The sequence below is a fragment of the Leifsonia shinshuensis genome (genome assembly GCF_013410375.1).
GTDB classification, from domain to species: Bacteria; Actinomycetota; Actinomycetes; order Actinomycetales; family Microbacteriaceae; genus Leifsonia; species Leifsonia shinshuensis.
In genome coordinates this window covers 3,598,087-3,611,961 of sequence record NZ_JACCFL010000001.1, presented here as the reverse complement: position 1 = coordinate 3,611,961, position 13,875 = coordinate 3,598,087, and the positions used below count along the sequence as shown (strand labels likewise).

At 74.0% G+C, this 13,875-nt stretch carries 10 protein-coding genes; 9 read left to right on the top strand and 1 reads right to left on the bottom strand.

Annotated features, from left to right (window positions below; all coding sequences use genetic code 11):
* The first annotated feature begins 1 nt into the window (after position 1).
* The 9 genes from pta to HNR13_RS17395 all read left to right on the top strand — a co-directional run bounded on the left by pta (position 2) and on the right by HNR13_RS17395 (position 13,097).
* Positions 2 to 2,140 carry a phosphate acetyltransferase gene (gene pta, locus HNR13_RS17435; protein WP_179607825.1) on the top strand — a complete coding sequence of 713 codons (2,139 nt, stop codon included), beginning with the start codon at positions 2 to 4 and terminating at the stop codon, positions 2,138 to 2,140.
* Positions 2,137 to 3,330, top strand: coding sequence for an acetate/propionate family kinase (locus tag HNR13_RS17430; RefSeq protein WP_179607823.1), 1,194 nt, complete (start codon positions 2,137 to 2,139; stop codon positions 3,328 to 3,330). The genes pta and HNR13_RS17430 overlap by 4 nt, the downstream gene beginning before the upstream one ends.
* A gap of 15 nt (positions 3,331 to 3,345) precedes the next feature.
* On the top strand, positions 3,346 to 4,737 hold the full coding sequence (locus HNR13_RS17425; protein WP_179607822.1) for an acyl-CoA thioesterase/bile acid-CoA:amino acid N-acyltransferase family protein: 1,392 nt from the start codon (positions 3,346 to 3,348) through the stop codon (positions 4,735 to 4,737).
* Positions 4,734 to 6,032 carry an acyl-CoA thioesterase/BAAT N-terminal domain-containing protein gene (locus HNR13_RS17420; protein ID WP_179607820.1) on the top strand — a complete coding sequence of 433 codons (1,299 nt, stop codon included), beginning with the start codon at positions 4,734 to 4,736 and terminating at the stop codon, positions 6,030 to 6,032. The genes HNR13_RS17425 and HNR13_RS17420 overlap by 4 nt, the downstream gene beginning before the upstream one ends.
* Entirely contained in the window at positions 6,029 to 7,300 is a 1,272-nt protein-coding gene (locus tag HNR13_RS17415) for an acyl-CoA thioesterase/BAAT N-terminal domain-containing protein (protein ID WP_343063601.1), read from the top strand. Before HNR13_RS17420 ends, HNR13_RS17415 begins: the two co-directional genes overlap by 4 nt.
* 81 nt (positions 7,301 to 7,381) lie before the next feature.
* Positions 7,382 to 9,961 (top strand): DNA polymerase III subunit gamma and tau, encoded by a 2,580-nt coding sequence (locus HNR13_RS17410; protein ID WP_179607818.1) that lies wholly within the window; start codon positions 7,382 to 7,384, stop codon positions 9,959 to 9,961.
* 4 nt (positions 9,962 to 9,965) lie between these two features.
* Positions 9,966 to 10,562, top strand: a complete 597-nt coding sequence (recR, locus tag HNR13_RS17405) for a recombination mediator RecR (RefSeq protein WP_179607817.1) — start codon at positions 9,966 to 9,968, stop codon at positions 10,560 to 10,562.
* Positions 10,563 to 10,657: 95 nt separating this feature from the next.
* On the top strand, positions 10,658 to 11,944 hold the full coding sequence (locus tag HNR13_RS17400; RefSeq protein WP_179609606.1) for an aspartate kinase: 1,287 nt from the start codon (positions 10,658 to 10,660) through the stop codon (positions 11,942 to 11,944).
* A gap of 79 nt (positions 11,945 to 12,023) precedes the next feature.
* Entirely contained in the window at positions 12,024 to 13,097 is a 1,074-nt protein-coding gene (locus HNR13_RS17395; protein WP_179607815.1) for an aspartate-semialdehyde dehydrogenase, read from the top strand.
* Between the two features lie 48 nt (positions 13,098 to 13,145).
* Here the strand turns inward: HNR13_RS17395 and HNR13_RS17390 are convergent, their stop codons facing one another.
* Positions 13,146 to 13,859: a MerR family transcriptional regulator gene (locus tag HNR13_RS17390; protein WP_179607813.1), complete on the bottom strand. Its 714-nt coding sequence runs from the start codon at positions 13,857 to 13,859 to the stop codon at positions 13,146 to 13,148.
* Positions 13,860 to 13,875 lie beyond the last annotated feature (16 nt).

The window sequence follows — 13,875 nt, the reverse complement described above, 5'->3', positions numbered from 1 at the left end:
AGTGGCCCGTTCGCTCTACATCACCTCCGCGGAAGGACACACCGGCAAGTCGACGGTGGCTCTCGGCGTCCTGGAGTCGCTGCGGCACTCCGTCGAACGCGTCGGCGTGTTCCGGCCGATCGCGCGCTCGGCCGTCGAACGGGACTACGTGCTCGAGCTGCTGCTCGACCGGGTGACCGCCGACCTCGGCTACGAGGAGTCGATCGGCGTCACCTACGAGGACGTGCACGCCGACGCGGACGAGGCGCTCGCCGAGATCGTCCGTCGGTTCCGGGAGGTGGAGGCGCGCTGCGACGCCGTCGTCATCCTCGGCTCCGACTACACCGACGTCGGCAGCCCGACGGAGCTCGGCTACAACGCGCGGATCGCCGCGAACCTGGGCGCGCCCGTGCTGCTGGTGCTCGGCGGCCGCATCGGCCAGGGCTTCGGCGAACGGCTCGGCCAGGCCGAGCCACGCTCGCCGGAGGAGCTGCGCCAGCTCGCCGAGCTCGCGCTCGCCGAGCTGCGCCAGGAGCACGCCGGCGTCCTGGCCGTCATCGCCAACCGCGCGGACCCCGACCGCCTCGACGCGATCGTGGACGCCGTCAGCGGCGCCGTCGCGGCGGCCGGCCCCGCGGTCGCGTCCGGCCCGGACCTCCCGCCGGTGTGGGCGATCCCGGAGGACCTCTTCCTGGTCGCGCCGAGCATCCGCTCGATCATGGAGGTCATCGACGGCGAGCTGATCGCCGGCGACGAGGCCCTGCTGGCGCGCGAGGCGCTCGGCGTCGTCGTCGGTGGCATGTCGATGAACAACGTGCTGCCGCGGCTGGTGGAGGGCTCGGTCGTGGTGGTGCCCGGCGACCGCACCGAGGTGCTCCTCGCGGTGCTGATGGCGAACGCGTCCGGCACGTTCCCCTCCATCGCGGGCATCGTGCTGAACGGCGGCTTCGACCTGCCCGAGCCGATCCAGCGGCTGCTCGCGGGGCTGCGCTCGCCGCTACCGATCGTCCGCACCGGGCTGGACACCTACGACACCGTCGTCCGGATCACGCACGCGCGCGGCCGGCTGGCCGCCGACTCGCAGCGCAAGTACGACACCGCGCTCGCCCTCTTCGAGCGGCACGTGGACGCCGAGCGGCTGCTCGCCCTGCTCGACGTGTCGCGGCACGCCGTCGTCACACCGTTGATGTTCGAGTACGACCTGATCGAGCGCGCCCGCGCCGCGGACAAGCACATCGTGCTGCCGGAGGGCGACGACGACCGCATCCTGCGCGCGGCCGCCACCCTGCTGTCGCGCGGCGTCGCCCGGCTGACCATCCTGGGCGAGCCGTTCGAGGTGCGGTCGCGGGCGATCGAGCTGGGGCTCGACATCGCCAAGGCGGAGGTGCTGAGCCCGTTCGACGACGTGCTGCGCCTGCGCTTCGCGCACGAGTACGCGAAGCTCCGCGCGCACAAGGGCATCACCGTCGACCAGGCCGCGGACACGGTCACCGACGCCTCCTACTTCGGCACGATGATGGTGCACCTGGGCCTCGCCGACGGGATGGTGTCGGGCGCCGCGAATACGACAGCGCACACCATCCGGCCCGCGTTCGAGATCATCAAGACCACGCCGGGCGTCTCGGTGGTGTCGAGCGTGTTCCTGATGGCGCTGGCCGACCGGGTGCTGGTCTACGGCGACTGCGCCGTCGTGCCCGACCCGACGGCCGAGCAGCTCGCCGACATCGCGATCTCGTCCGCGCGCACCGCGGAGCAGTTCGGGATCGACCCGCGGGTGGCGATGCTGTCGTACTCCACCGGCGACTCCGGCGCGGGCGTCGAGGTCGACAAGGTCCGCACCGCGACCGAGCTGGTCCGGGAGCGCGCGCCGCAGCTCGCGGTCGAGGGGCCGATCCAGTACGACGCGGCGGCGGACGCGGCGGTCGCCGCGACGAAGATGCCCGGCTCCCAGGTCGCCGGCCGCGCGACGGTGTTCATCTTCCCCGACCTCAACACCGGCAACAACACCTACAAGGCGGTGCAGCGCAGCGCCGGGGCGGTCGCGATCGGCCCGGTCCTGCAGGGCCTGCGCAAGCCGATCAACGACCTCTCCCGCGGCGCGACCGTCGAGGACATCGTGGACACCGTGGCCATCACCGCGATCCAGGCGGCGCTGTCATGAGTGCGGTGCTGGTGGTCAACAGCGGCTCGTCGTCGCTCAAGTACCGGCTGATCGACGCGGAGAGCGAGGAGGCGCTGGCCTCCGGGCTCATCGAGCGGATCGGGGAGCCGTCCGGCCAGATCCACCACACCGGACCCCACGGCGACTGGGAGGCGACGCAGTCGATCCCGGACCACACCGCGGCGTTCCGCGTGATGCTCGACGCGTTCGGGTCGGAGGGCCCGAGCCTGGACGAGAACCCGCTCGCGGCCGTCGGCCACCGCGTCGTCCACGGCGGCAAGCGCTTCTTCGAGCCGACGATCGTCACCGACCTGGTGGAGATCAACATCGAGGACCTCTCCGACCTCGCGCCGCTGCACAACCCGGCGAACCTGCAAGGCATCCGTGCGGCGAGGAAGGCCTTCCCGGATGTGGAACAGGTCGCGGTCTTCGACACCGCCTTCCACCAGACGCTCGCGCCGGAGGCCTACACCTACGCGATCGACGCGGCCCTCGCCGAGAGGCATCGCGTCCGCCGGTACGGCTTCCACGGCACCTCGCACAAGTACGTGTCGGGAGCAGCCGCGGAGTTCCTCGGCCGGCCGCTCGAGGACCTGAAGCAGATCGTCCTCCACCTCGGCAACGGCGCGTCGGTCTGCGCGATCGACGCCGGCCGCTCCGTCGACACCTCGATGGGGATGACGCCGCTGGAGGGGCTGGTCATGGGAACCCGCTCCGGCGACCTCGACCCCGCCGTGCTCCTCCACCTGGCGCGCCGCGCGGGCCTCGGCATCGACGACCTCGACGAGCTCCTCAACCGGCGCAGCGGCCTGCTCGGCCTCTCCGGCCACGGCGACATGCGAGATGTGCGCCAGGCCGCCGAGTCCGGCGACGCCGCCGCACGCCTCGCGCTCGACACCGCCGTGCACCGGCTCAAGCACTACATCGGCGCCTACACGGCGCTGCTCGGCGGGCTCGACGTGCTCACCTTCACCGCGGGCATCGGCGAGAACGACGCCCGGCTGCGCGCGGAGGTGTGCGCGGGACTCGAGGTGCTCGGCATCCGGCTCGACCCCGCGCGCAACCGCAGCGGCTCCCACGAGGCGCGGCTGATCTCCGCCGACGACTCCCGGGTCGCGGTGCTGGTCGTCCCCACCGACGAGGAGCGGGAGATCGCTCGCCAGTCGCTGCAGGCGGTCGGCGCGGGCTGAGTAGGGCGGTGCACGATGCGGCGGCGCGGCAACGGAGCCGGGCGGGACGGCAGGACCACCCGGAGGGCCGCACTGCGGGCAAGGCTGCGGCGCGGGCTGCGGGCCGAGCTGCGCGCCGGGCTCGCCGTCACCGTCGCCGCCGTGGTCGCGCTCGGCGCGGCGCTGACCGGCTGCGCCTCGGACGGCAACCCGGTCGGTCCGCGGTTCATCACGCCCCCGCTCATCCGGTACAGCTCGGTGCTCTGGCCCGTCCCGCTGGAGCTGATCGGCGCGGAGCCCGGCAGCCGGCTCCGGATCAGCGCCACGCTCAGCTCCTCCCGCGGCATCTGGCGGTCGGCGGCGAGCTACGACGTCGGCAGCGACGGGACGGTCGACCTCGCCCGTGACAAGCCGCTGTTCGCCCCGTTCGGCGCGCCGGACTCGGCCGGGCTGTTCTGGTCGCTGCGCGGGCCGTCGCTGAGCCCGGCCGACCTCGCCCAGCAGTGGATGCGCGACACCAACGCGGTCACGCTGACCGCGAGCGACGGCGACCGGGTGGTGGCCAGACGGACGTTCCAGCTCGAGGGGCTGGGCGGCACGCTGCACGGGCGCACCATCTACACCCACGACCTCGTCCCGTCGGGGGTGGCGCCCCCGCACGAGACCCACGAGGACCAGCAGATCGGCCGGTTCTACGACGCCTCCTCCATCGACCGGCCGACCGGGCCGGCGGTGCTCATGTTCGACGATCCGTCGCCCGGGGCGTCGTCGGACTTCACCGCGGCGCTGCTCACGCAGTTCGGCGCGTCGGTGTTCGTCATCCCGATGACCTCGCCGGACGGCGTGCACGTCTCCACCGTGATCGACGCCGGAACCGTCTCAGCGGTCCTCGACTGGCTCGACCGGCTGGCCGCCGTGGACGCGCGCCACGTCTTCGTCTACGGGACGGGAGCGGCCGAGCAGCTCGCGGTCTGGGCGGCGACGCGCTTCCCGGCCCGGCTGCACGGCCTCTTCGCCGGAGCGGGTCCCGCAGCGCTGCTCTGCCTCGCCGGCTCCAGCGCCTCCCCGGTGTTCGAGGGCAGCGTCGGCGTGCCCTGCGAACGCGACCCCGGCGCCGGGACGACCGCCGCGCCGCCCCTGTCGGGCGTGAACGGGCCGGTCGTGCTGACCTGCGGCGCCGTCGACCGGGTGTTCCCCAGCGCCTGCGACGTGCAGCGGACGCTCGGCGCCACCCGGACCCCGCGCGCCGGCGACAAGCTGCTGGCCGACGCCCGGGCAGCGCACGCCGTCACGGTGCCCCCCGGCCTCCCCATCGCGCTCCCGGCGCCCGGCGACCCCTCCGGCGCGGACGGGCAGGCGACCGAGCAGGCCAGGATCGCGTTCTGGAACGCGGTCGGCCAGCTGCTGCTGCGGGCGGTGCTCTCGTGACCGGCCGCCTGCGCCTGGGTGCCGTCGCGCTCGCGGCGGTCGTCGTGCTCGGGGCGCTCGCCGGCTGCGTGACGCCAGCCGGCGGCGCGCGCATCGTCGTCCAGCGGTTCGGCAACGCGGCGGCGGACCCGGTGGTCGTCTCGCTCACCGGGCTGACGCCGGGGGAGGACGTGGTCCTCCGGGCGACCGCGACCACTGTCGCCGGCACCTGGAGCTCCCGGGCCGTCTACGCGGTGCCGCCGGATGGACGCGTCGAGACGTCCTCCCAGCAGCCGGTCGCCGCGCCGTACGTGCGGCCGGACGCCGGCGCGCTGTTCTGGAGCATGACCGGCCCCTCGCTCAGCCAGCAGGACCTGGAGCGCGCCTGGGCGGAGGGCCAGGTGCGCGTGGAGCTGACGGCGGAGCAGCAGGGCGGCAGGGTCGCGGTCGCGGAGGTGCAGCGCTCGCCGCTGGCCGCGCAGAGCGTCGAGCGCGAGGTCACGGTCGCCGACCTCGCCAGGGCGGCGGCGTCGACGGGCTCCGGCCCCTCCGCCGGGCAGGAGGCGCTGCGGCCCGGCACGCTGTTCACGCCGCTGCCGACACTGGTGCACCCGCGCCCCGGCGTCGTCCTCATCGACGGCGACGACGACGCGGCGGCCGGCGCGTTCGCCGCGCGCAGGATCGCCGCGATCGGCTTCCCCGTGCTCGTCCTCCCCGCCTTCGGGCCGGAGGGGCAGATCCCGGGCTCCGCCGCGCTCTCGGTGGAGGCCTTCGACGCCGCCCGCGCCTGGCTCGCCCGCGATCCCGGCGTCGACCCGCGGCACATCATCGTCTACGGCACGGGGAGCGCGTCCCCGCTGGCACTCTGGTTCGCGGCGAGCGAGCCCGACGCCGTGTACGGCGCGATCGCCGCGAGCGGCCCGACGGCGGAGCTCTGCGCGTCGGCGTCCGGTGCGCCGACGCTGCTGAACCAGGGTCGCGCCGTACCGTGCGCGAGCCCGAACGACCGGATCGCGGACACGCCCATCCTGCCGTTGAACCGCATCCCCGGCCCGCTCCTGCTCGCCTGCGGCACCGCGGACGAGCTGCTCCCGAGCGCGTGCGAGTGGACGCGGGCCGGAGCCGACGAGCGCGGCCCGCGGGCGACGGGCGAGACCCTGATCGCGCAGGGCGCGGCGCACGAGGTCAGCGCGCCGCCCATGCTCCCGCTCGGGCTGGGCGACCTCCCCGCGGCGACGGCGCAGGCGACCGAGGACGCCCGGGTGGCATTCTGGTCTCGGGTGACCGCTCTGCTGGAAGGAGCCATCGAGCCGTGAACGTCGCCGGAGGGACCCGCGCCGCCGTGCGCCGTGCGCTCGCGGCGCTGGCCGGCGTCGTGCTCGCGGCGGCCGCCCTCGCGGGATGCGGGTCGCAGCAGGGCGCCGCGGGACCGCGGTTCGACCTGAGCCTGAACCCCAGCCCGGTCTGGCAGCCGGTCGGCATCCGCCTGCTCGCCCTCCCGCCCGGGCAGCAGGTGACCATCCGCGCATCGCTGCGGCCCGGCGGCCTCTGGTCGTCGCAGGCCGTCTACGCGGTGCCGGCCGACGGCGTGGTCGACCTCGCCAGGGACGCCCCGCTGGAGGCGCCGTTCACCGGTGCGGACGGGATGGGCCTCTTCTGGACGATGCGCAGCAGCACGGGAGAGGCGGCGACCTCGGACGTGACCTGGGGCGGCGCGTCGTTCTCGGTCGATCTGCAGGCCACGGTCGCCGGGCGCCTGGTCGCGGAGACGCGGGTCCAGCGCACCGGGCTGTCGGTGGCAGCGCCGTCGCGCGCCGTGTTCGACGACGGCATCACCGGGGACTACTTCGAGCCGACCAGCGCGGCGGAGGGCGTGCGCCCGGGCGTCATCGTGTTCGACGGCACCGATCCCGGCGAGCCGACGGGCGTCCTCGTCTCAGCGACCCTCGCGGCGCTCGGGTTCCCGACGCTCGACCTGTCCACCTACGGCTCGGCCGGGGCGGTCGACCCGTTGCGCAGCCTCCCGGCCGAGCGGTTCCTCTCCGCGCTGAGCTGGCTGCGCGGCCGGCCGGGGGTGGACGACCAGCGCATCTTCACGTTCGGGACCTCGCGCGGCGCGCAGCTCGCGCTCTGGGCGGCCTCCGCCTATCCCGGGACGGTCTACGGCGCGATCGCGCCGGGCGGCACCACCGGTCTGATCTGCCCGTCGCCCGTGCCGAGCCCGGCGGTCACCGTCGGCGGCGACTGGGTGCCGTGCACGACGGGGACGCACGACCCGGCGCCGGCCGCCGTGCTCGACCTCCAGCGCATCCCCGGACCCGTCGTCCTGGGCTGCGCCGGGCGCGACGAGGAGCTCGCGAACGGCTGCGCCTGGCTGGACGCCGCCGCGCGCAAGCGGCCGGCGCGCGAGGGCGACGCGTACCTGACGGCGCCGGACGCGACGCACCTCTTCTACCTCCCGCCGTACACCCCGCTGCTGCTCCCGCCGGCCCCGGCGGCGCAGCCGACGGAGCGGGCGCGGGAGGCCCTCTGGGCGGACATCCTGACCGCCTTGACGGCGCCGTCGTCGGTGCCGGGGCACTGACGGCGGGCGGTGCGGACGAACCGGCGGGGCGAGTCTCCGCCGGACGGCCGGATTGTCGGCGGCGGCAAGTAGCATGTGTGGGTGGTAACCGCTCTGTATCGCCGCTATCGGCCCGACACCTTCGCCGAGATGATCGGCCAGTCGCAGGTGACGGAGCCGCTCATGACGGCGCTGCGCACCAACCGGGTCAACCACGCCTACCTCTTCTCCGGCCCGCGCGGCTGCGGCAAGACCACCTCCGCCCGGATCCTCGCGCGCTGCCTCAACTGCGCGGAGGGGCCCACCGACACCCCGTGCGGCAAGTGCGAGAGCTGCGTCGAGCTCAGCCGCGACGGCTCCGGGTCGCTCGACGTGGTCGAGATCGATGCGGCCAGCCACAACGGAGTGGACGACGCCCGCGACATCCGCGAGCGCGCCATCTTCGCCCCGGCCCGCGACCGCTACAAGATCTTCATCCTCGACGAGGCGCACATGGTCACTCCGCAGGGCTTCAACGCCCTGCTGAAGATCGTGGAGGAGCCGCCGGAGCACGTGAAGTTCATCTTCGCGACGACCGAGCCCGAGAAGGTCATCGGCACCATCCGCTCGCGCACGCACCACTATCCGTTCCGGCTGGTGCCGCCCGCCCAGATGCTGGAGTACGTCCAGCAGCTCTGCGACAGCGAGGGGATGACCGTCGCGCCGGGCGTGCTCCCGCTCGTGGTGCGCGCGGGAGGCGGCTCGCCGCGCGACACCCTTTCCCTGCTCGACCAGCTCATGGCCGGGTCCGAGGGCAGCAGCATCGAGTACGAGCGCGCGGTCGCGCTGCTCGGCTACACGCACGCCGCGCTGCTCGACGAGGTCATCGACGCGATCGCCGCGCGCGACGCCGCCGGCGCCTTCGCCGCGGTGGACCGCGTCATCCAGACCGGGCAGGACCCGCGGCGCTTCGTGGACGACCTCCTGGAGCGGCTGCGCGACCTGATCGTGGTCGCCGCGACGAGCGTCGACGGCGCGGCCGCCGTCCTCCGCGGCGTTCCGCAGGACGAGCTCGACCGGATGGGCGTGCAGGCGATGAAGTTCGGCGCCGCCGAGCTCAGCCGCGCGGCCGACATCGTGAACGCCGCGCTCACCGAGATGACCGGTGCGACCTCGCCGCGCCTGCACCTGGAGCTGATGATCGCCCGCGTGCTGGTGCCGTCCAGCGACGACACCGAGCGCGGAGCGCTCGCCCGGGTGGAGCGGCTGGAGCGCCGGGTCGGCGTCAGCGACGCCGGCGGCGCGGGGTCGGTGCGGGAGGCGGCGCCTGCTGCCGCGGTCGCGCCTGCGGCTGCTGCGCCGGTGACGACGGCGGCGCCCGCGGCTTCCGGGGCTGGGGCCTCTGCGGCTGGGACCTCCGCGCGTGGGACGTCTGCGCCCGCGCCTTCCGCCCCCGTCGCTGCATCCGTGAATTCTGCGACCGAGCCGGCCGAGACCGCCGCCACGGCGCCTGCTCGGGCCGCGGCTCCCGCTGCCGCGCCGGCCGAGCAGCCGGCTCCGGTGCAGGAGGCGGCGCCGGCGGCGGCTGCTGCTGCTGCTGCACCCGCCCCTCCCGCGCCGGCCGCGCCTGCCGCAGTGGGCGCCGTCTCGACCCAGCAGGTCAAGGACTCGTGGCCGCAGATCCTCGACGCCGTGCAGCGCGCCAAGCGCAGCGCGTGGATGGTCGTGTTCACCGCCCAGGTCCGCGCGCTCAACGACGACGTCCTCACGCTGTCGTTCCCGAGCGACAACGACGTGCAGAGCTTCCGCCAGCCGCAGACGCCGGGCGGTCAGGGCGTGAGCGAATACCTCCGCCAGGCGATCATCGACATCCTGGGCATCCGGGTCAAGTTCATCGCGCGCGCCGACGGCGCCCCGTCCGGCGGCCCCGCGCGCCCGTCCGGCGGTGCCCCCGCGGCCCCGGAGGCCCCGACCTGGCCCGGCGCGGACGGGGACGCCACGGGCGCCCGCCCTGCCGCGGCTCCGGCGCCCTCCGCGGGCTCGACCGCGCCCGGAGAGGGTGCGCGCGGATCGGCCGGGGCGTCGTCGCCCGCTCTGTCTTCGGCCCCGGCATCTGCTTCGGCCCCGGCATCTTCGTCGACCCCGGCAGCGCCGCCCGCCGCGTCGGCATCCCCGGCGTCGTCCTCCGTCACCGAGTGGGCGACCGTCGCCATCCCGTCATCCCCTCCCGCCGCGGTGGCCACCCTGGAGCGACCGGAGGCGCCTGCCGCGCGCGCGTCCGCCCCGACGGCGCCCTCCCCGGCGGCGCCGTCCGTCGCGGGTCTGCCGGACGACCTCCCGCCCGACGACCTCGAGCCGCCGGAGGAGACCGAGCCGCCCTACGAGGCCGCCGTCCCCGACGAGCCGGAGGGCGACTGGTCCGCCGCGCCGTCCGAGCCGGTCGTGGAGGCCCCTCGCCAGCGTCCGGCCCCCCAGACCCGTGCGCCCGAACGATCGGCCCCGCAGCGCCCGGCCCCCGAGCGCCAGAGCTCCGATCGCCAGAACCCCGAGCGCCCGGCCTCCGAGCGCTCCGCCCCCGCCTCCGGCGCCCGCACGCCCACCTTCCAGGCACCGCAGCGCTACGGCGAGGCGGTCGTCCGCGAGATCCTCGGCGCCCGGTTCCTCGAGGAGCAGCCCGCGCCTCCCACGAACGGCATGAGGTAACGCCGTGTACGAGGGCATCGTCCAGGAACTGATCGACGAGCTCGGCCGCCTCCCCGGCATCGGGCCGAAGTCGGCGCAGCGGATCGCGTTCCACATCCTGCAGACCGAGAGCTTCGACGTCACCCGGCTGGCCGAGGTGCTGCTCGAGGTGCGCGACAAGGTGCGGTTCTGCGAGATCTGCGGCAACGTCTCCGAGCAGGCCACCTGCTCGATCTGCCGCGACCCGCGCCGGACGCCCGACGTCATCTGCGTGGTCGAGGAGGCCAAGGACGTCGTCGCCATCGAGCGCACCCGCGAGTTCCGCGGGCTCTATCACGTGCTCGGCGGCGCGATCAGCCCGATCGACGGCGTCGGCCCGGACGACCTCCGCATCCGACAGCTCATGCAGCGCCTCGCCGACGGCACGGTGCAGGAGGTCATCATCGCGACCGACCCGAACCTGGAGGGGGAGGCCACGGCCACCTACCTCAGCCGGCTGCTCACCACGCTCGAGATCCGCGTCACGCGGCTCGCCTCCGGCCTCCCGGTCGGCGGCGACCTCGAGTACGCCGACGAGGTCACGCTCGGGCGGGCCTTCGAGGGCCGCCGCCAGGTCTCCTGACCCCGCCCGCGGCAGCCCGCGCGTTGACGTCACATGGCCGGGGCGGCATATCCGCGGCCGGTAGAATGGTCACTCCCGTGAGTTCTGGAGTGCCTGTGGCCCTGATCGTTCAGAAATACGGCGGCTCGTCCGTCGCCGACGCCGAGAGCATCAAGCGCGTCGCCAAGCGCATCGTCGAGACGCGCAAGGCGGGCAACGAGGTCGTCGTGGCCGTCTCCGCGATGGGCGACACCACCGACGAGCTGGTCGACCTCGCCCACGAGGTCACCCCGATCCCGGCGCCGCGCGAGCTGGACATGCTGCTCACGGCGGGGGAGCGCATCTCGATGGCGCTGCTCGCGATGTCGATCAAGAGCATGGGCTACGACGCGCGCTCCTTCACGGGCAGCCAGGCGGGCATGATCACCGACGCCCAGCACGGCGCCGCGCGCATCGTGGACGTCACGCCGGGCCGCATCAAGGAGGCGCTGGACGAGGGCGCGATCGCCATCGTCGCCGGCTTCCAGGGCTTCAACCGCGACACCCGCGACATCACCACCCTCGGCCGCGGCGGCTCGGACACCACCGCCGTCGCCCTCGCCGCGGCGCTCGGGGCCGAGGTCTGCGAGATCTACACCGATGTCGACGGCGTGTTCACCTCCGACCCCCGCCAGGTCCCGCTCGCCCGCAAGATCGACCGCATCACCAGCGAGGAGATGCTGGAGCTCGCGGCCGCCGGCGCGAAAGTCCTGCACATCCGCGCGGTGGAGTACGCCCGCCGCCACAACGTGACCCTGCACGTGCGCTCCTCGTTCTCGAACCGGGTGGGCACGTACGTCCTCAACGAAGCAGCTGCGGCCGAGGCCGCGAAGAAGGATGGAACCGTGGAAGAGCCGATCATCTCCGGAGTCGCCACCGATCTGAGCGAGGCGAAGATCACCGTCGTCGGCGTGCCCGACGTCCCGGGCAAGGCCGCGCAGATCTTCAAGATCGTCGCGAAGGCCAACGCCAACGTCGACATGATCGTCCAGAACGTGTCCGCCGCGGCGACCAGCCTGACCGACATCTCGTTCACCCTCCCCAAGTCGGAGGGCCAGCGCGTGCTGACCGCGCTGAGCAGCGAGCGCGACGAGGTCGGCTACCAGGCCCTCCAGTACGACGACCAGATCGGCAAGCTCGCGCTCGTCGGCGCCGGGATGCGCACCAACTCGGGCGTCTCGGCCAAGCTGTTCGAGGCGCTCTACGAGGCCGGCATCAACATCGAGATGATCTCCACCAGCGAGATCCGCATCTCGGTCGTCACCCGCGCCGACACCGTGGCGGAGGCCGCCCGCGTCGTGCACACCGCCTTCGGGCTGGACGGCGACGAGAAGGCGATCGTCTACGCCGGCACCGGCCGCTGAGCGGATCGCACCGTCTCGGGAATGGCCGCAGGCGCCATCCCGTTCCCCTTCTTCAGACCACGACCCCGAAGGACACACCATGAGCGAGACCACTCCCGGCCTTGACATCGCCGTCGTCGGCGCCACCGGCCAGGTCGGCGGCGTGATGCGCCAGCTGCTGGAGGAGCGCGACTTCCCGGTGAAGAGCATCCGCTTCTTCGCCTCGTCGCGCTCGGCGGGCACCAAGCTGCCGTTCCGCGGCGAGGAGATCACCGTCGAGGATGTGGAGACCGCCGACGTCTCCGGTATCGACATCGCGCTGTTCTCGGCCGGCGCCACGGGCTCGAAGGCGCACGCGCCGCGCTTCGCCGAGGCCGGCGCCATCGTGATCGACAACTCCAGCGGCTGGCGGATGGACCCGGACGTGCCGCTCGTGGTCTCCGAGGTCAACCCCGAGGCGATCGCCGACGCGCGCAAGGGCATCATCGCGAACCCCAACTGCACCACCATGGCCGCCATGCCGGTGCTCAAGGTCCTGCACGAGGAGGCCGGCCTCCAGCGCCTCATCGTGAGCACCTACCAGGCGGTCTCCGGCTCCGGCCTCGCCGGCGCGGAGGAGCTCGCCGGCCAGATCCGCACCGCGGTGGCCGACGAGAACCTGCTCCAGCTCGTGCACGACGGCTCGGCCGTCGCCATGCCCGAGCCGGTCAAGTACGTCCGCCCGATCGCGTTCGACGTCATCCCGCTCGCCGGCTCGATCGTCGACGACGGCTTCAACGAGACCGACGAGGAGAAGAAGCTCCGCAACGAGAGCCGCAAGATCCTCGGCCTCCCGGAGCTGCTGGTGAGCGGCACCTGCGTGCGCGTGCCGGTGTTCACCGGCCACTCGCTGTCGATCAACGCCGAGTTCGCGTCGCCGCTCAGCCCCGAGCGCGCCACCGAGCTGCTGTCGGACGCGCCGGGCGTGAAGCTCACCGACGTCCCCACCCCGCTGGAGGCGGCCGGTCAGGACCCGAGCTTCGTCGGCCGCATCCGCGCAGACGAGGGCGCTCCGGAGGGCCGCGGCCTCGCGCTCTTCATCAGCAACGACAACCTCCGCAAGGGCGCCGCGCTCAACGCGGTGCAGATCGCGGAGCTCGTCGCGGCGCGCCTCTCGAACCGCGTCGCCGGCTGACCCGCATCATCCAAGGGCACGTGAACGCCCCCTGAATCGCAGGGGCGTTCACGTGCCCTTCGGCGTCTCGGCGCCCGCGGGAGGCGGTGGCGCGCCCAGGCGGCGGGCGGCGACGTCCTGGTGGGCCAGGCGGCGCAAGGCCGCGACCACAGGGTCGTAAAGCGCCGTGCCGAGCACGGCGTAGCCGAGTTGCGCCTCCCGTCCGCCGTCCTCCGGCATCCGGCTGAGGTCGTACTCCGCCATCGCCCGCAGGTGCGCGGCGTAGACGTGGAGGCGTTCCTCCGTCATCGGGATGCCGCCGGCCTCCACCGCCTCGAGCGCGCGCTCGAGCTGGGCCACCGCCGCGTAGCGCTCGTCGTAGACCTGCCCGATCGCCGCGATGGCCGCCTCGGCGCGGGGGAACGGCGGCTGTGCGTCCTCCAGGTAGGGCGGCAGCGCGGCGACGGCCTGGCCGAGCGCGTCGAACAGTCCGGTGTCCGGCAGGCCGGTGTCCGGCAGGCCACCGCCACCATCCTGTCCCTGGTCCGCCGCCTCGCCACCCGGCTCGTCGATCAGATCCAGCACATCCTTCACCCGCCCGAGCGGCAGTCCGGCCACGTCCGACAGCGCCCGGATGAGGCCGATCCGCCGCACGTGCGCCTCGCCGTACTCGGCGCGCGTCGCGCTGACGGCCTCACCGGGCGGCAGCATCCCCTGCCGCAGGTAGAACTTGACCGTCGCCAGCGGGACGCCCGTCCGCTCGACCAGCTCCGAGATGCGCATCCGATCACCTGCCTCT